The following is a 16,536-nucleotide window of genomic DNA, read 5'->3' on the forward strand; positions in this document are numbered from 1 at the left end:
GTCGTCGGCGCCGGCCCCGCGGGCCTGGCCTGCGCGCATGCGCTCGCGCGCGCCGGCCACGAGGTCGCGGTCTTCGACGCGAAGCCGCGTCCCGGCGGTCTCAACGAATACGGCATCGCCGAATACAAGGTGCTCGATTTCGCCGGACGCGAGATCGACTGGCTGCTGTCGATCGGCGGCATCACCTGGCAGGGCGAGCGCGCGCTCGGCGACAACCTGCAGCTCGCCGAGCTGCGCCGCGACTACGACGCGGTCTTCCTCGGCCTCGGCCTGACCGGCGTCAACGCGCTCGGCATCGAAGGCGAGGCGCTGGCCGGTGTGCGCAACGCGGTCGACTTCATCGCCGACCTGCGCCAATGTCCCGACCTCGCGAAGCTGCCGGTCGGCCGCCGTGTCGTCGTGATCGGCGGCGGCAATACCGCGATCGACGCGGCGGTGCAGAGCAAGAAGCTCGGCGCCGAATCGGTGACCCTGGTCTACCGCCGCAGCGGCACGAGCATGAGCGCGACGTCGGCGGAGCAGGAGTTCGCGAAGACCGAAGGCGTCAACGTGATCGAATGGGCCCAGCCGCGGCGCATCCTCGGCGGCGGCGCGGTCGCCGCCATCGAATTCGAATATACCCAGCTCGACGCGAACGGCCGCCTGCTCGGCAGCGGCGACTACTTCACCCTGGCCGCCGACACCGTGCTCAAGGCCATCGGCCAGACCCTCGTCGCGCCGCGCACGGACGGCGACGGCAGCGCCGTCATCGAGATCCGCAACGGCCGCATCGCGGTCAACGCGGAATTCGAGACCTCGGTGCGCGGCGTCTGGGCCGGCGGCGACTGCGTCGGCGGCAAGGTCGACCTGACGGTCCAGTCGGTCGAGGACGGCAAACGCGCCGCACGCGCGATCCACGCGCGGCTGAGCGGCAACGGCACGGCGGAGAACTGAGATGGCAGACCTGCGCAACAACTTCGTCGGCGTGCGTTCGCCGAATCCGTTCTGGCTCGCGTCCGCGCCGCCGACCGACAAGGCCTACAACGTCATCCGCGCGTTCGAGGCCGGCTGGGGCGGCGTGGTCTGGAAGACGCTCGGCCTGGATCCGCACGTCGTCAACGTGAGCTCGCGCTACGGCGCGGTGCAGTGGAACGGCCAGCGCATCGCCGGCCTCAACAACATCGAGCTCATCACCGACCGGCCGCTCAAGGTCAATCTCGACGAGATCCGCCAGGTCAAGCGCGACTGGCCCGACCGCGCGATGATCGTCTCGCTGATGGTGCCCTGCGACGAGCAGTCGTGGAAAACCATACTGCCGATGGTCGAGGACACCGGCTGCGACGCCGTGGAGCTGAACTTCGGCTGCCCGCACGGCATGTCCGAGCGCGGCATGGGCTCGGCCGTCGGCCAGGTGCCCGAGTACGTCGAACAGGTCGCGCGCTGGGTCAAGCAGCATTCGCGCCTGCCGTGCATCGTCAAGCTGACGCCGAACATCACCGACATCCGCCACTCGGCGCGCGCGGCCTATCGCGGCGGCGCCGACGCGGTGTCGCTGATCAATACGATCAACTCCATCGTCTCGGTCGATCTGGACCTCATGGCGCCGACGCCGACCGTCGACGGCAAGGGCACGCACGGCGGCTACTGCGGCCCGGCGGTCAAGCCGATCGCGCTGAACATGGTCGCCGAGATCGCGCGCGATCTCGAGACGCCGAACCTGCCGATCTCGGCCATAGGCGGCATCGGCACCTGGCGCGACGCGGCCGAATTCATGGCGCTGGGCGCCGGCAACGTGCAGGTCTGCACGGCGGCCATGCACTACGGCTTCCGCATCGTCGACGACATGATCGCCGGCCTCGCGAACTGGATGGACCAGAAGGGCTATCGCACGCTCGAGGATTTCCGCGGGCTGGCCGTACCCAACGTGACCGACTGGAAGTACCTGAACCTCAACTACGACATCAAGGCGCGCATCGACCAGGACAAATGCATCAAGTGCGGGCTCTGCCACATCGCCTGCGAGGACACGGCGCACCAGGCCATCCTCAAGGAGAAGGACGGCAAGCGCCACTTCGAGGTCGTCGACGCCGAATGCGTGGGCTGCAACCTCTGCATGCACGTCTGCCCGGTCGACAACTGCATCACGATGCAGCGCGTCGACAACGGCAGCTACGCGAACTGGACCACGCATCCGAACAATCCGGCGCGCGTGAAGGAACCGGCGTAGCGCGCGCCACGACGACCCCCTATGACCTCGCACCGACCCGAGACCAGCCGCCCGGAGCCGCCGATGACCGCCAGCGACACCGCCGTACCGCAGGGAGAGCTCTACAACGCCGACCTCGCGCCGACGACGGCCGCGCAGCGGACCTGGACCTGGTATCACTTCGCCGCGCTCTGGGTCGGCATGGTCATGTGCATACCGTCCTACACCCTGGCGGCCGGGCTCATCGACCAGGGCATGTCGCCATGGCAGGCCGTGACGACGGTGCTGCTCGGCAATGCGATCGTGCTCGTGCCGATGCTGCTGATCGGCCACGCGGGCGCGAAATACGGCATTCCGTACGCGGTGCTCGTGCGTTCCTCGTTCGGCACGCAGGGCGCCAAGCTGCCGGCGCTGCTGCGCGCCGTCGTGGCCTGCGGCTGGTACGGCATCCAGACCTGGTTCGGCGGCCTGGCCATGTACACCCTGCTGAACATCATCACCGGCAACGCGCTGCATGCCGATCCGCTGCCGCTGCTCGGCATCAACCTCGGCCAGCTGGTCTGCTTCCTCGCGTTCTGGGCGCTGCAGCTCTACTTCGTCGTGCACGGCACCGAATCGATACGCTGGCTCGAAACCGTGTCGGCGCCGATCAAGATCGTCATGTGCCTGTTCCTCGTCGGCTGGGCGCTGAGCCACGCCGGCGGCTTCGGCAGCATGATGGCCATGCCGTCGAAATTCGTCGACGGCGGCGAGAAGGCCGGACAGTTCTGGGCCGTGTTCTGGCCGTCGCTGACGGCGATGGTCGGCTTCTGGGCGACCCTGGCGCTGAACATTCCCGACTTCACGCGCTTCGCGCGCTCGCAGCGCGACCAACTCGTCGGCCAGACTATCGGCCTGCCCGTGCCGATGGGCCTGCTCGCGCTGATGTCGGTCATCGTGACCTCGGCGACCGTCGTGATCTACGGCAAGGCGATCTGGGATCCGGTCGACCTGTCCAGCCGCTTCACCGGCATCGGCGTCGGCCTCGCGCTGCTCGTGCTGACCCTGGACACGATGTGCTGCAACCTCGCGGCCAACCTCGTCGGCCCGGCCTACGATTTCGCGAGCCTGAATCCGCGCCGCATCTCGTACAAGACCGGCGGACTCATCACCGCGGGCATCGCGCTGCTCGCGATGCCGTGGAAGATTCTCGAAAGCACCGAAGGCTATATTTTCACCTGGCTCGTCGGCTATTCGGCGCTGCTCGGACCCGTGGCCGGCATCATGCTCGTCGACTATTACCTGCTGCGCGACACGCGGCTGGACCTCAAGGAACTGTTCGACGAGCGCGGCGCCTACGCCTACCGCAACGGCTGGAACGTCGCCGCGGTCGTCGCGCTGCTGGCCGGCGTGCTGCCGAACCTGCCGGGGTTCCTGCACGCGGCGTTCCCGCAGTCCTTCGCCGGCACGCCGGCGTTCTTCAAGACCCTGTACACCTACGCCTGGTTCGCCGGGCTCGGCATTTCCGCCGCCGTGTACGCGACGCTGATGCGCGGGAAGTCGGTACGCATGACCTCGGCCGAGGCGCGCGGGTGAGCGGTGGCCTGAATCGCCCCGACGCGAACCCGTTCGTTTTCCGCATGATTTCCAAACCCCGCCTGCTGCCGCCGCACACACGTAGCCGTTGGAGACCCACATGACCCTTCTGATCCGCGGCGGCACCGTCGTCGATTCCACCCACAGCTACCGCGCCGACGTGCTCTGCGCCGGCGGCCGCATCGTGCAGATCGGCGCGGATCTCGCCGCGCCGGCCGGCGCCGATGTCGTCGATGCGGGCGGCCAGCTCGTGATGCCCGGCGGCATCGATCCGCACACGCACATGGAACTGCCGTTCATGGGCACGGTGGCCAGCGACGATTTCTATTCGGGCACGGCCGCGGGCCTGGCCGGCGGCACGACCAGCATCATCGACTTCGTGATTCCGAATCCCAGGCAGTCGCTGCTCGAGGCGTTTCACACCTGGCGCAGCTGGGCCGGGAAGGCCGCGTCCGACTACGCGTTCCACGTCGCGGTGACCTGGTGGGACGAGTCGGTGCATCGCGAGATGGGCGTGCTCGCGCAGGAACACGGCGTCGCCAGCTTCAAGCACTTCATGGCGTACAAGGGCGCCATCATGGCCGACGACGAGATCCTCGTGAACAGCTTCCGCCGTGCGCTGGAACTCGGCGCACTGCCGACCGTGCACGCGGAAAACGGCGAGCTCGTGTTCCAGCTGCAGAAGCAGCTGCTGGCCGAAGGCAAGACCGGGCCGTCGTCGCATCCGCTGTCACGGCCCAGCGCCGTCGAGGGCGAGGCGGCCAATCGTGCGATCCGCATCGCCGAAGTCATCGGTGTGCCGCTGTACATCGTCCACGTGTCGGCGCGCGAAGCCGTGCAGGAAATCGCGCGCGCACGCGGCGAAGGCCAGCGCGTGTTCGGCGAAGTGCTCGGCGGTCATCTGCTCATCGACGACTCGGTCTACCAGGATCCGGATTTCACACGCGCCGCGGCCCACGTCATGAGCCCGCCGTTCCGGCCGAAGGAGCACCAGGAGGCCTTGTGGCAGGCGCTGCAGGCCGGCCATCTGCACACGACGGCGACCGACCACTGCACCTTCTGCGCGCCGCAGAAAGCCGCCGGCAAGGACGACTTCACGCGTATTCCGAACGGCTGTGGCGGTGTGGAGGACCGCATGGGCGTGCTCTGGCACTACGGCGTGAACAGCGGGCGGCTGACGCCGAGCGAATTCGTCGCGGTGACCTCGACCAACGCCGCGCGCATCTTCAACCTGTATCCGCGCAAGGGCGCCGTCGAAGTCGGCGCCGATGCCGACCTCGTGGTCTGGGATCCGCAGGCCACGCGCACGATCTCGGCGAAGACGCATCACCAGAACGTCGACTTCAACATCTTCGAAGGCCGCACCGTGCAGGGCCTCGCGCGGCATACGATCGCGGCCGGCAAGCTGGTCTGGAGCGACGGCGACCTGCGTGCCGAGCGCGGCGCCGGCCGCTATCTGCCGCGGCCGCTGCAGGCGAATTACTTCGAGGCGAATGCGAAGCGGCGCGCGCAGCCGTGAATCCTCGCGTGTTCGTAGGGCTGTTGCTGCCCGCTGCGCTCGCCATGGTCGTTCCGGTTCGCCGCTGGTTCGCCGTCGACGCCTGCCTCGACGCCGGCGGCGCGATCGACGACGCGTACCGGCGCTGCAGCACCGACGCGACTGCAGCATGGGAAGCCGACTCGCAGGTCGCGGTGAGCGCAGCGAACCGCGACGTGGAGGCGCCGGCGTCGCGGAGAAACTGAAGCGACGTGGTTTGCGGCCGTGATGCCGTAAACGCACGCGTGCCGCCGCTTCGGCTTGCTGCGTTACGACCTTCTCGCGACGCAAATGCATCGCGGTTTTCCCGCGGCTCACCGGCGGTATGTGCGAACCGCCCCGGACATCGCCGCACGAGGTTGCGGGAATTGCGCGGTATCCGCGGCGTCTTCGCGGAGGCGGCGTTGCAGTTCTGCCGCTCGCGGTGCCGACAATGTGCGTTTCTTGCCGCTATGCGGGCTTTGCGCAGCGAAGCGCCGCGTCTTCGCATCAGATGACCACAGGCCGCCGCGCCGCGCGCGACGGCCAGCGATCGCAACGATCGCGCGGCGTCGGCCCGCAGTCCGACGTGCCCGAGTGGAGGTCATCATGAAAGCTCGCTACTTCGCGCTTGCCCTGGCTCTGTGCGGCTCTCCGGCAATCGCAGGCAAATCCATCGATCTGAACGTGCTGGCGCAGGAGTCCGGCCTCAACACGCGCCAGGTCGCGATGCTGTTCGGCGCGTCGGCGGCGTATCCGGAGTTCAAGGCGTCGTACGTGCAGGTCAAGCGCCAGTTCACCGACGCGGTCGGCCAGCAGCGCTACGAAGCGCTGCTCGCGATCTACAAGGCGCGGCAGGAAGGCCGTCCGGTCGCGGTGGCGCTGCTGCGCCAGGCCGAGTCCGGCTCATGAGGTTCCCCGGCTGAGGCGCCCGTTCAGGCCGTAACCGAATGCGCGTGCCGCTGCTGCCGCGGTGCGCGCCGCTTTCTCGCCGTGCTGCCTGCAGCGGCTTCGACTCCTGCATTGCTGCGCTCGCCCTGCGTTGCGCCGCCTCGCCGATGCATCGTCTTCCTGCATTGGTCAGCAACTGACGCCGTCGCCGCGGCTTCCGCCGCGGCTGCCGCTTGAGGCATGCTCGTGGCTATCGTTGCCGGAGCTGCCTCGTGGCCAGAACCCTGCGTCGGATCGGCTGGCTTCTGGCCATCGCCTTCGCGCTGTACCTGCTCGCCGCGAACGTGTTCCTGAATGCGGGATTCGCGCCGGGCCTGATCAATCGCAAGCCCGAGCGTTTCAGCATGCACTGGGATCGCGGCCTGAGCCTGTATCCCGGCCACGTCGTGCTCTGGCGCGCGAAGTTTCGCGGCCATGCGCGGCGCATTGCCTGGGATGCGGCGGCGGATCGCGTCGCGGGCCGTATCGCGCTGCTGCCGCTGCTGCAGCGTGAGCTGCGCATCGACGCGGTCCGCGCCGACGAAGTCAGCGGCAGTTTCGCCGCAGCACAGGAACTCGATCCGGCGCCGCCGCGCGCCGGCGGCTGGATACTGCATTTCCCGCATATCGAAACCGACAGCCTGCGCGCCGTGCGTTGGGGCGACTACGCGCTGAAGACGCACGCCCACGCCGTGTTCGGTTTCTGGAAGCAGCTGCGCGGCGGCGCACTGGAGATCTTTCCGTCGCAGGCGTCGCTCGCGGTCGCGACTCTGCGGCACGGCGAAGTGGACTGGCTGCGCGACGCGACCCTGTCGGCCTCCTTCGCGCTGCCGCGGCATACGCGCGAACAGGCATCGGGCTGGCGCCGGCTCGCGCTCGCGCAGGCGCAGCTGCGCGTCGACGGCAAAGTACCCGCGTTCGCCGTGCACATGGACGAGGAGCCGCGCTGGCGCGGCGCCGTGCAGCAGGGCGAGGGCGGCAAGATCCACGCGTCGCTGTCGCTGGTTCGCGGTCAGCTGCAGCACGGCGATGCCTTGACCCTGGACCTGCCGCTGCACGCCAGCGACGCGGCCGGCCGCCACTGGACCCAGCACGCGCACCTGCAGGCCCAGGTCGACGACGCGATCGCGCTGAAGCTCGATCTGCCGCCGCCGCCGTCGGGCAGCGGGCGCGCCGCGGCCGACCTGCGTATTGCCGGTCGTACCGTGTTCGGCGGCGACGGCGCGCCGCCGCTGCTGCCGCGCGTCTCCGGCACGGTCGATCTGCAATGGCGCTTCGACTCGCTGGACTGGTTCGGGCCGCTGCTGGCCAAGGCGCCCTGGCTGCAGCTCGTCGGTGCCGGCGAGGTCATCGCGAAGGTGCTGCTCAAGGACGGCCGCATCGACGCGGGCAGCACCTTGCAGATTCCCGATGCGGCCTGGCAGGCGGACGTGCAGGGTCAGCGTTTCACCGGCCGCGCCCGTGCCGGCGGTCGCGTCGACACAGAAGCCGGCGAGTTGCGGCCGCGCGTGGACATCACGGTCGCGCAATTCGACGTCGCCGCGGCCGATACGCCGCAACAGTCGATGGTCCGCGGCAAGGGTCTGCGCCTGGAGCTGCGTTCGGCCGGCCGCGTCATCGAGTTCCGCGATTCGCTGCGCGCGCGCCTGCTGTTCGACCGCGCCGACGTGCCCGAGCTGCGCGCGCTGAACCGCTATCTGCCGGGTCATGCGCTGCGCTTTCTCGGCGGCCGCGGCCAGCTCAGCGGCGACATCGAGCTCGACACCGTAGGCAAGGTCGGCAAGGGACGCCTGCAGGTGCAGGCGCGCCGCGCGCAGCTGGCCGCAAACGATCTGGAGTTCAGCGGCGACGTCGACGTGGATGCGCAGCTCGCACGCGCCGATCTCGGCGCCGAGGAATTCGTGCTCGACGGCACGCGGCTGGGCCTGCGCAATGTCAAGGTCAGCGATCCTGAGCGCGCGTCGCCCGGAGACTGGTGGGCCGACCTGCGCTTCGACCGCGGCCGGCTGCAATGGGGCATGCCGCTGCGCATCGACGCGACGGCGCAGGTGCGCCTGCGCGACGTGAGCCTGCTGCTCGCGCTGTTCACGCGGCACAAGGACTATCCGCGCTGGGTGCTGCGCCTGTTCGATGCCGGCGAGGTCGTCGCGTCCACGCGCGCAGTCGTGCGCGACGCGACCATTCTGCTGGAGGATCTCGCCGTCAGCAACGACCGCTTCGAGCTCAAGGCGCGCCTGCGCCTCGCGCAGAAGCGCGCCCAGGGCGATCTGTTCCTGCGCTGGGCGCGGCTCGGCCTGGGCCTTGAGCTCAAGGACGGCGACCGCAAGTTCCATCTGCTCAAGGCCGCCGAGTGGTTCGCCGCGCAGCCGCGACTGCTGCCGCCGCTGCGCTGACCTGAAGCCGGCGCGCTGCGGCAGAATACGCGCGGTTCACTTCACGACGTCGACGGCAGTACGCATGCGCAAGAGAAAGAGTCAGCAGCGCCAGCGCGAGATGGCCTCGCGCACGCGCAGCCGCGAAGGCGGCATGCGCCGCCGGCGCGAACGCCGCGGGGGCGATGCGGCGCCCAGCCAGTGGACCCTGCTGCGCGTCGCCGCGGCGGCCGACGCGGAGACGCCACGATGAGCGCGGCACCCGACAATCCGATCTGGCAGGCGCTGTGCAGCGATCATGCGGCGCTCGGCGGCGGCGACGCACTCGCCGCTGCGTATCGGGCCGAGGTCGCGCCGTTCGTCGGCGTGGCCGCGGCCGACACGCGCTGCGGCCGCGCACTGGCCGAGCGTCTCGGCGAACGCGAGACCTGCTATCTCGTCGGCGTGATTCCGCCGCAGGTGCCCGGCTGGCAGTTGCACGACCACGGCGTCATCGACCAGATGGTCTGCGCCGACGCGCCCGACGTGCCGCCGGGTCCGCCGACCGTCGAGCTCGGCCCCGAACACCTCGCCGACATGCTCGCGCTGACCGCGCTCGTCTATCCGGGCTACTTCCGCCGCGAAACGCCGCGCATGGGCCGCTATCTCGGCATCTACGCCGACGGCCGCCTCGCCGCGATGGCCGGCGAACGCATGTCGCTGCCGGGCTGGCGCGAGATCAGCGGCGTCTGCACCCATCCCGACCACCTCGGCCGCGGCTACGCCCAGCGCCTCGTCGCGCTGGCCACTCGCCGCATCGCCGCCGCCGGCCGCCGGCCGTTCCTGCACGTCAGCGCGACGAACACGCGCGCGAAGCGCATTTACGAACACCTCGGCTATGCCGATCGCGTCGTGCTGGCACATTACGTGTTGCAGCGTTGAACTGGTGCCGGTTGCCGGCGATAACGCAGGTTGCGCCGAGCGCAGCGAACCGCAACGCCCGCGGTGATTCTGTTGCGGACGCATCGTGCCGGTCCGCGTCGGCCCGTGCCGATTGCACATGACGGCGATGATCGGAGCTGCTTCGTCCAAGGTTGTCCGATCTGCCGATGACTCGGCGTGCAGTTCGCCTGCGACTCACCCGAGCCGACGCGGCGCGCGGCGCTGACGCCGCGCGCCGGTATTCGCTCAGACCACCGTCAACGTCACGTCGATATTGCCGCGCGTCGCGTTGGAGTACGGGCAGACCTGGTGGGCCTTGTCGACGAGAGCCTGGGCCTGCTCGCGCGGCAGGCCGGGGATGGTGATGCGCAATTCGACTTCGATGCCGAAGCCCTGCGGGATCTGGCCGATGCCGACGAGGCCTTCGATGCTGGTGTCGGCCGGCAGCGCGATCTTCTGCTGGCCGGCGACGAACTTCAGCGCGCCGATGAAGCAGGCCGAATAGCCGGCGGCGAACAGCTGCTCCGGATTCGTGCCGCTGCCGCCGGCGCCGCCGAGTTCGCGCGGCGTCGACAGCTTGACCGACAGCGCGCCGTCGGTGGAGCTGGCCTGGCCGTCACGGCCGCCGGTAGCCTTGGCCTGGGCGCGGTAGAGAACGTTGGCGATGGACATGGGAATCTCCTGTTGCGTGGGGTGGGTTGGGTGGTGCGGCGGATTCCGCCGGCGGGATTGCCGTGCGGATCCAGAATCATCGACAGCTATTCAATCGCTTGCTATTCATTGATCCGATGTGCGCCTGCTTCAGCGGCGGCGGATCACTCCTGCCGCGCGAGGTTGTCGCGCAGTTTCTCGAGTTCGGTCTTGATCGTCCGCAGTTCGCCGGTCGTGCAGGCGGCCGCGCAGAATACGGCTTGCGGAATCGACTGCGCGCGCTGGCGCAGCTGCCGTCCCTCGGCCGTCAATGCAATGATGACCTGGCGTTCGTCCTCTACCGCACGCGTGCGTGTCAGCAGGCCGGCGGCCTCGAGGCGCTTGAGCAGCGGCGTCAGCGTGGCCGAATCGAGGAACAGGCGCTCGCCGATCGCCGACACGGTCTGCGCGTCCTGCTCCCAGAGCACGAGCAGCACGAGGTATTGCGGGTAGGTCAGGCCGAGCTCGCCGAGCAGCGGACGGTAGACCTTGTGCATCGCGAGGTTGGCCGAGTACAGCGCGAAGCAGAGCTGCTGGTCCAGCAGCAGGGCCGAGGCGGCGTTCGGTTTGGCGGCGGTCCGGGTCTTCATGGGACGGCATATTAGATAGCGTGCTATTTATTTGCAAGCGACTTTAGTCGTAGCCGGCCGGTGCCGTTGCCGAGCCGTCGTGCCGCCGTTGCGTCCGCGCCGCCGAGGCCGCTGCGGACGTTCCCCGCGGCTCGCTCACGCCGCCGCACGTCGCCGCACCGCGTTCACGTGGGCTGCTCATTCAGGACGGCAGCATCGTGGACGGTCAGGCTGCTCCGGAGGCACCCATGAAGTACAAGTCGCTGCGCCTGGGCAAGGGTTTCCGCGTCGTGTTCGATCACCGGCGCGTTCAGGCGGCGGAAATGGTCATCGCGCCCGGCGGCCGCGAAGGCGGCCCGGACAATCGTCATCGCGGCGCGGACCAGTGGCTGTACGTGATCGACGGCAGCGGCGTGGCATTCATCGACGGCAAGCGGCGCCCGCTCAAGGCCGGCAGCCTGCTGCTGATCGAGCGCGGCGAGCGCCACGAGATCCGCAACACCGGCCGCACGATGCTGAAGACCCTGAACTTCTACGCACCGCCGGCCTATACGGCCGGCGGCGAGCCGCGGGCGGCCGGCAAGCCGGCGTCCTGAGCCCTGTGATCCGTGCGGCCTGCCGCCGGCCGCGCCATGCGGCGGGCCGCGCAGGCGAGACGCCGCAGCAGACACCCCGGCGCATGCCCAAGCGGTCGCGACGGCCCTAGGTGCGGCGTTGCCGATCGCCGATAATGCGAGCGGCTTGGACGTAAGGTTCTTTGCGGCCAGTGCGGCGGTGCGGTGCGCGCGTCGGACTGTCGTCCCCGCCCCTGCGTCACCCGCCCCTGCATCCGTCTAGGCATCCGGGAAGCCTTTCATGCTGACTGAACTGAGCATCAAGAACTTCAAGGCATGGCGGGACACGGGGCCGGTTCGACTGGCGCCGCTGACCGTGATCTTCGGCACCAACAGCTCGGGCAAGTCCAGCCTCGGCCACCTTCTGCAGGCGCTGAAGCAGACCGTGCAGATCTCCGACCGCCGGCGTGCCCTGCATCTGGGCGACGAGACGTCGCTGATCGATCTCGGCACGTTCGCCGACTGCCTGCACGGCCACGATCTGGAACTGGCCCTTGAATTCTCCGTGCGCTGGCGCCCGTCGTCGCCGCTGACGGTGAAAAACGCTCTGGACGAGCGGCTGGCTTTCCGCGGCGAGGAGCTGCGGCTCAGCTGCGCGCTGCGCGCCGACGCAGCCGAGCAGCCGCAGACCGAATGTTTCCGTTACGACCTCTTGGCCCGCGGTCAGGTCGTCCTGTCCGTGGAGCACACGCCGAAGACGCTCGACTGCGAGCCGCTGCGGCTGATCCATGCGCAGGGCCGCAAGTGGCCGATCGAGCCTCCCGAGAAGTTCTATCGCTTCGCCGACCGCACGCTGCTGCGCTACCAGAATGCCGATTTCCTCGCCGACTTCGCGCTGCAGACCGAAACGATGCTGGAACGACTGTACTTCCTGGGGCCGTTGCGGCGGCCGCCGCAGCGCGTCTATCAATGGTCCGGCCAGACGCCGCCCGACGTGGGCGTGCAGGGCGAGGCCGCCGTCGCCGCCCTGCTGGCTGCCGCTGCGCAGGAGCGCAAGCTCAACCGGGGATACAGACAGCGCGTTCTGCGCTTCGACGAATTCGTGGCGAACTGGCTCAAGGAACTCGGCATCATCGACAGCTTCGCTGTCCGCCCGGTGGCCAAGGGACGAAAGGAATACGAGGTCATGGTCAGAACGCATCCGGCCGCTGACGAGGTACGTCTCACCGACGTCGGATTCGGCGTCTCGCAAGTGCTTCCGGCATTGGTGCAGGCTTTCTACGCTCCGCGCGACTCCACGGTCTGGATGGAGCAGCCGGAAATCCATCTCCATCCGATGGCGCAGTCCAATCTTGCCGATGTATTCATCAGCGCCGTCCGTTCCTATGAGGACGGCGCTCCGCGCAACGCGCAGCTCATCGTCGAGACGCATTCCGAGCACCTTCTCGCGCGCCTGCAGCGCAGGATCGCCGAGGAGACGATTCCAGCCGAGGATGTCGCCATCTATTTCGTCAATCGACAGGGCGCAGCGGCGGAGATGGAGCGGCTCAGGGTCGATTCTTTCGGCGAGATCGAGAACTGGCCCGAGAATTTCTTTGGCGACGACATGGCCGACATCGTCGCGCGGACGACGGCGGCGCTGCGGCGCCGGGCCGACGACGGCCGGGACCGGACGTGAGCGCCGCCGTCATCGACACGAACGTGCTGCTCGTCGCTAACGGCAGTCATCCGGATGTGTCCGCGGCTTGCCGCCTTGCCTGCATCGCACGGCTGGAGGCCCGGCGCAGGGAGGGCGTCGTCGTCGTCGACGACGCGTTCCGGATCCTGGGCGAGTACCAGCACAAGACCCGGCCCGGTCAGCCCAAAGGTGTCGGCGACACATTTCTGAAATGGCTTCTGCAGAACAAGAACAACGCCGACCGCGTGCATCAGGTCCCGATTCACGAAACCGCGGTGGAAAGCTACGTCGAATTCCCCGATGCCGAGCTCCAGGATGCGTTCGATCCGTCGGACCGGAAGTTCGTGGCGGTATCGAACGCCCATCCGGACAAGCCGGCCATCTGGCAGGCGGCGGACAGCAAGTGGCTCGCCTGGTGGCCGGCGCTCGCGACGCACGGCATTCCCGTGGAGTTTCTCTGTCCCGCGGACGCGCGAGCCTTCTACGGCAAGAAGTTCCCCGATCGGCCCGCGCCGGATCTTCCGAATGGAAAATGATCCTTTTTTCCGTTTTCCTCACACGCCGCACCTGGCCTGGCTGGGCAGTGGCACGCCGCGCGACGACAAGGTGCTGTCGCCGGCCGATGCCGCCGGACTGCTGGCCGGCGACGTTGTGATCGAGGAAAAGCTCGACGGCGCCAATCTGGGGTTGTCGCTCGACCAGGAAGGACGGCTGCGCTCGCAAAATCGCGGGCAATACCTGCACGCACCGTTCGGTGGCCAGTTCGCCCGCTTGCCGGACTGGCTGGCAGTGCACGAGGAACGGCTTGCCGCGCGCCTGACCCCTGCGCTGATCGCGTTCGGGGAATGGTGCGCGGCACAGCATTCGTTGGACTACGACACGCTGCCGGACTGGTGGCTGCTTTTCGACATCTACGATCGCGAACGCGGTTGTTTCTGGAGTACTGCTCGCAGGGACGCGTGGGCGGAGCAGGCCGGCGTCGTGCCGGTGGAACGCGTGGCTCGCGGGCGGTTCAGCCAGCCCGCGTTGAAGAACCTGCTGCGAGACACCCGCAGCAGCTATCGCGACGGGCCGATGGAGGGCATCGTCGTCCGTGCCGAGACGGAAGATATGCTGGTTGCGCGCGCGAAACTGGTCCGGGCCGATTTCGCACAGAGCATCGAGGAGCACTGGCGCAGCCGCCCGCTGCACTGGAACCGGCTCGGCGACTGAGCTCGCACGGGATGTCCGGGCCGTTCCGGGTGCGCCGGAGCGGAAGCGCACTCGAGCCGGGGCGAGGTGCATCCCGCCGGCGTCAGCCGGTGCAGAGCGCCGCCATCAGCGCGTCGAGCTCGTCGAGGCTGCCGTCGACGCGGCGCGCGAGCGACGGACCGACGTGCGCGTAGTGCTCGAGCTGGTCGCGCATCCACTGCGCGAGCGCCGGATCCAGCGCCTCGCGGTCGGCTTCGGAGGCGAGCTGCTTGCGCTGCTGCAGGGCGGCTATCGCCGTGCGTTCGGCGTCGTCGACCCAGCCGGCGGCGACGAGCTCGGCGAACGCGGTCGGCGGCTGGCTGCGCGCGTGTTCTATCCAGCGGCAAGCGAGGATGGGGCGCAGGAAATAGAACACCTTCTTCAGCCGCACGGTTTCGCCGGCGAGGTGTTCGTGGAACGTCGTGCGCGCCGTGCCGAGGTAGTGATGCATCGCCGCGGCCGGCTGGAAATGGCGTGCGATCAGGGCGCGCGCCGGAGCGGCGAAAGCCGGATCCTCGCGATAGACGATCGGCGAGCCCAGCCACTCGTACAGCGCGACGTTGCTGCGGGCGAACAGGCGCAGCGCCTTGCGCAGATCCCAGCCGCTGACGTCCAGATCGTCGGGCAGCATCTGCTCGATGACGTCGCGCGGTTCGCTCAGGCGCAGGTACCAGTCGCGCGCATGCACGTAGACGAAGCGCACGTCGTAGTCGCTGTCGGGCGAGGCGAAGCCCCAGGCGCGGCTGCCGGATTCGGCCGCGAACAGCACACGCACGGCATGTTCGCGCTCGATCGCGGCCAGTGCGTCGAGAATCTGCGGCGTCATCGGCAGCGGGCCTCCCAGGCTTCGGTCAGTCGGAACAGCAGCGCATTGGCCGCGGCGGCGTCGGTCTCTTCGGGCAGGTCGCTGCGCGCCTTGAGGTTCTCGCAGTCGGCGACGATCGCGTCGGCCATCGAAAGGATCTCGTCGTAGCGATAGCGGCCCGCGCGGATATCGCGCAGCAGCTGCAGCGGTTCACCGGTGACGCGGACCAGCGGCTCGCCGCGTTCGAGTATCGCCTTGCCCGACAGCAGCAGACGAATCGTGTGCATGAGGTTCTTGGCGTCGAAATCGAGCTCGCCGGTTTCCTGCTGCCGCCAGCGCGCCTCGTTGCGTTCGCGCCGCCAGGTCCAGTAGTTCTGGTGGTCGGCGAGCGCCTGCTTCCAGCCCTGCTCGTTGAACAGCAGCAGGCCGGCGAAGCGCGCGGACTCCTCGTCGGCCGCGATGGACTCCACGGCCAGCGCATCGCCGCGGAACACGCCGCGCGCGGCATCGCCGCCGTCGTAGAGCCGATAGACGTCGCGCGCGTGTTCGAGCCGCGCCGCATGATGGTGCGCGAGGTCCAGGCCGCTCGCGGCGAGGCTCTGCGGCCGGCACGGCGCCGGGCCGCCGGCGAGGCGATCGCGCGTGACGACGTGGCAGTAGTCCTCCTTGCGCGGCGGCTGCTCGGACTTGGGCTGGTTGATCCACTTGTTCTGGCCGCGCGCCTTCCTGATCTGGCTGAAGGCGTAGCCGATGTGCGCCTCGGCGCAGCGGCGGCTGATGAACAGCGCGCGCTGCCGCAGCAGCTGCTCCATCTCGGGCGAGCTGCGGCGTACGCAGTCGGCCGGCATGTACAGCAGCTCGAGCAGGCTCGGGTTGGCCGCGGCCAGCAGTTCCAGCGTGCGGCGCAGGCTGTAGTAGACGACGTTGCTGCGCGCGTCGGCGATCTGGTTGGGCGGCGGCGCGAGATCGAGATACGCGGCCGCCGGCAGCACGAAGATGCCGCGGATGTCCTCGTCGCTGCCGGCGTGTGCCGTGCCGTAGGCGCGGCTGCCCGCGACGCAGTCGAACAGGATCTGCGCAGCGCTCGGATGGTCGGCGGTGTAGAGAGTGTCCACGCAGGATCGGCAGCGGGCCGGCGAAGCCGGCGGCCGGCCATTATGAAGCGGCCTGCGCCCGGAATTCGACCACCGGCTCGGCCGTCCGGCTGGCGCGGCCGCGCGGCGCTGCGGACTCGCGAAGAAGCGTTGCGTGTCCGGAGGCCGCCGTCGAAGCGGCGCCTGCGGATTGCGTGACGGCGTGCCGCCGCAAAATGCCAAATGGTCGCCTTCCGTCGCCGGCGCCGCCGCCTATCATGCGCGGGCCGGGGGGCGCTCGATCGGAGGGAGTTTCATGCAACGAGCAAAGCAGACCCGCGGCATCGCGGCATCCACCGTCGCCGTCGCGCTGCTGGCATTGGCCGCCGCGGCGCCGGCCTTCGCCGCGGACGGCGGCGCCACGCGTCTGGCCGCGCG

General features: G+C 69.0%; 17 protein-coding genes. 13 read left to right on the forward strand and 4 right to left on the reverse strand.

All coding sequences use genetic code 11. From position 1 onward, the window contains the following. The 9 genes from NON22_RS09900 to NON22_RS09940 all read left to right on the forward strand — a co-directional run. Positions 1–933: FAD-dependent oxidoreductase (locus tag NON22_RS09900; RefSeq protein ID WP_257386767.1), on the forward strand; the 933-nt coding region annotated here is incomplete at its 5' end. A 1-nt stretch (position 934) separates the two neighbouring features. Then, on the forward strand, positions 935–2,206 hold the full coding sequence (preA, locus tag NON22_RS09905; protein ID WP_257386768.1) for an NAD-dependent dihydropyrimidine dehydrogenase subunit PreA: 1,272 nt from the start codon (positions 935–937) through the stop codon (positions 2,204–2,206). Between the two features lie 63 nt (positions 2,207–2,269). After that, on the forward strand, positions 2,270–3,760 hold the full coding sequence (locus NON22_RS09910) for an NCS1 family nucleobase:cation symporter-1 (protein WP_257386769.1): 1,491 nt from the start codon (positions 2,270–2,272) through the stop codon (positions 3,758–3,760). A 100-nt stretch (positions 3,761–3,860) separates the two neighbouring features. Then, the gene (hydA, locus tag NON22_RS09915) at positions 3,861–5,279 is read left to right on the forward strand and encodes a dihydropyrimidinase (protein ID WP_257386770.1); all 1,419 of its coding nucleotides are present in this window, start codon (positions 3,861–3,863) and stop codon (positions 5,277–5,279) included. Between the two features lie 23 nt (positions 5,280–5,302). Then, a complete protein-coding gene (locus NON22_RS09920) occupies positions 5,303–5,503 on the forward strand; it encodes a hypothetical protein (protein ID WP_257386771.1) in 201 nt (66 codons plus the stop codon). Positions 5,504–5,885: 382 nt separating this feature from the next. Then, complete coding sequence (locus NON22_RS09925) at positions 5,886–6,188, forward strand: hypothetical protein (RefSeq protein WP_257386772.1); 303 nt, start codon at positions 5,886–5,888, stop codon at positions 6,186–6,188. 251 nt (positions 6,189–6,439) lie between these two features. Next, the gene (locus tag NON22_RS09930) at positions 6,440–8,599 is read left to right on the forward strand and encodes a translocation/assembly module TamB domain-containing protein (protein WP_257386773.1); all 2,160 of its coding nucleotides are present in this window, start codon (positions 6,440–6,442) and stop codon (positions 8,597–8,599) included. A 64-nt stretch (positions 8,600–8,663) separates the two neighbouring features. Then, a complete protein-coding gene (locus NON22_RS09935) occupies positions 8,664–8,831 on the forward strand; it encodes a hypothetical protein (RefSeq protein ID WP_257386774.1) in 168 nt (55 codons plus the stop codon). Then, complete coding sequence (locus NON22_RS09940; RefSeq protein WP_257386775.1) at positions 8,828–9,499, forward strand: GNAT family N-acetyltransferase; 672 nt, start codon at positions 8,828–8,830, stop codon at positions 9,497–9,499. The genes NON22_RS09935 and NON22_RS09940 overlap by 4 nt, the downstream gene beginning before the upstream one ends. Before the next feature lie 246 nt (positions 9,500–9,745). On the opposite strand, the gene NON22_RS09945 is transcribed toward NON22_RS09940, so the two are convergent. Together NON22_RS09945 and NON22_RS09950 are read right to left on the reverse strand one after the other, a co-directional pair. Further along, entirely contained in the window at positions 9,746–10,171 is a 426-nt protein-coding gene (locus tag NON22_RS09945) for an organic hydroperoxide resistance protein (protein ID WP_257386776.1), read from the reverse strand. Between the two features lie 143 nt (positions 10,172–10,314). Further along, on the reverse strand, positions 10,315–10,779 hold the full coding sequence (locus tag NON22_RS09950) for a MarR family winged helix-turn-helix transcriptional regulator (protein WP_257386777.1): 465 nt from the start codon (positions 10,777–10,779) through the stop codon (positions 10,315–10,317). A gap of 227 nt (positions 10,780–11,006) precedes the next feature. On the opposite strand from NON22_RS09950, the gene NON22_RS09955 reads away from it, so the two are divergent. From NON22_RS09955 to NON22_RS09970, 4 genes are all read left to right on the forward strand, one after another. Continuing rightward, on the forward strand, positions 11,007–11,354 hold the full coding sequence (locus NON22_RS09955) for a cupin domain-containing protein (protein WP_257386778.1): 348 nt from the start codon (positions 11,007–11,009) through the stop codon (positions 11,352–11,354). A 259-nt stretch (positions 11,355–11,613) separates the two neighbouring features. Further along, positions 11,614–12,990, forward strand: a complete 1,377-nt coding sequence (locus NON22_RS09960) for an AAA family ATPase (RefSeq protein WP_257386779.1) — start codon at positions 11,614–11,616, stop codon at positions 12,988–12,990. Beyond that, positions 12,987–13,526 (forward strand): hypothetical protein, encoded by a 540-nt coding sequence (locus NON22_RS09965; protein ID WP_257386780.1) that lies wholly within the window; start codon positions 12,987–12,989, stop codon positions 13,524–13,526. The genes NON22_RS09960 and NON22_RS09965 overlap by 4 nt, the downstream gene beginning before the upstream one ends. Further along, positions 13,516–14,202, forward strand: a complete 687-nt coding sequence (locus NON22_RS09970; RefSeq protein ID WP_257386781.1) for an RNA ligase family protein — start codon at positions 13,516–13,518, stop codon at positions 14,200–14,202. The genes NON22_RS09965 and NON22_RS09970 overlap by 11 nt, the downstream gene beginning before the upstream one ends. Before the next feature lie 82 nt (positions 14,203–14,284). Here the strand turns inward: NON22_RS09970 and NON22_RS09975 are convergent, their stop codons facing one another. Then, complete coding sequence (locus NON22_RS09975; protein ID WP_257386782.1) at positions 14,285–15,046, reverse strand: nucleotidyltransferase domain-containing protein; 762 nt, start codon at positions 15,044–15,046, stop codon at positions 14,285–14,287. Next, positions 15,043–16,140, reverse strand: a complete 1,098-nt coding sequence (locus tag NON22_RS09980; RefSeq protein WP_257386783.1) for a nucleotidyltransferase domain-containing protein — start codon at positions 16,138–16,140, stop codon at positions 15,043–15,045. The genes NON22_RS09975 and NON22_RS09980 overlap by 4 nt, the downstream gene beginning before the upstream one ends. Between the last annotated feature and the right edge of the window lie 396 nt (positions 16,141–16,536).

Origin of the sequence: Tahibacter caeni, from assembly GCF_024609805.1 — a bacterium.
GTDB classification, from domain to species: Bacteria; Pseudomonadota; Gammaproteobacteria; order Xanthomonadales; family Rhodanobacteraceae; genus Tahibacter; species Tahibacter caeni.

Excerpts from the sequence above, each read along its gene's own strand:
- preA (WP_257386768.1), top strand. The coding sequence starts at position 935 with ATGGCAGACCTGCGCAACAACTTCGTCGGCGTGCGTTCGCCGAATCCG.
- NON22_RS09910 (WP_257386769.1), top strand. The coding sequence starts at position 2,270 with ATGACCGCCAGCGACACCGCCGTACCGCAGGGAGAGCTCTACAACGCC.
- hydA (WP_257386770.1), top strand. The coding sequence starts at position 3,861 with ATGACCCTTCTGATCCGCGGCGGCACCGTCGTCGATTCCACCCACAGC.
- NON22_RS09925 (WP_257386772.1), top strand. The coding sequence starts at position 5,886 with ATGAAAGCTCGCTACTTCGCGCTTGCCCTGGCTCTGTGCGGCTCTCCG.
- NON22_RS09935 (WP_257386774.1), top strand. The coding sequence starts at position 8,664 with ATGCGCAAGAGAAAGAGTCAGCAGCGCCAGCGCGAGATGGCCTCGCGC.
- NON22_RS09940 (WP_257386775.1), top strand. The coding sequence starts at position 8,828 with ATGAGCGCGGCACCCGACAATCCGATCTGGCAGGCGCTGTGCAGCGAT.
- NON22_RS09945 (WP_257386776.1), bottom strand. The coding sequence starts at position 10,171 with ATGTCCATCGCCAACGTTCTCTACCGCGCCCAGGCCAAGGCTACCGGC.
- NON22_RS09950 (WP_257386777.1), bottom strand. The coding sequence starts at position 10,779 with ATGAAGACCCGGACCGCCGCCAAACCGAACGCCGCCTCGGCCCTGCTG.
- NON22_RS09955 (WP_257386778.1), top strand. The coding sequence starts at position 11,007 with ATGAAGTACAAGTCGCTGCGCCTGGGCAAGGGTTTCCGCGTCGTGTTC.
- NON22_RS09960 (WP_257386779.1), top strand. The coding sequence starts at position 11,614 with ATGCTGACTGAACTGAGCATCAAGAACTTCAAGGCATGGCGGGACACG.
- NON22_RS09970 (WP_257386781.1), top strand. The coding sequence starts at position 13,516 with ATGGAAAATGATCCTTTTTTCCGTTTTCCTCACACGCCGCACCTGGCC.
- NON22_RS09975 (WP_257386782.1), bottom strand. The coding sequence starts at position 15,046 with ATGACGCCGCAGATTCTCGACGCACTGGCCGCGATCGAGCGCGAACAT.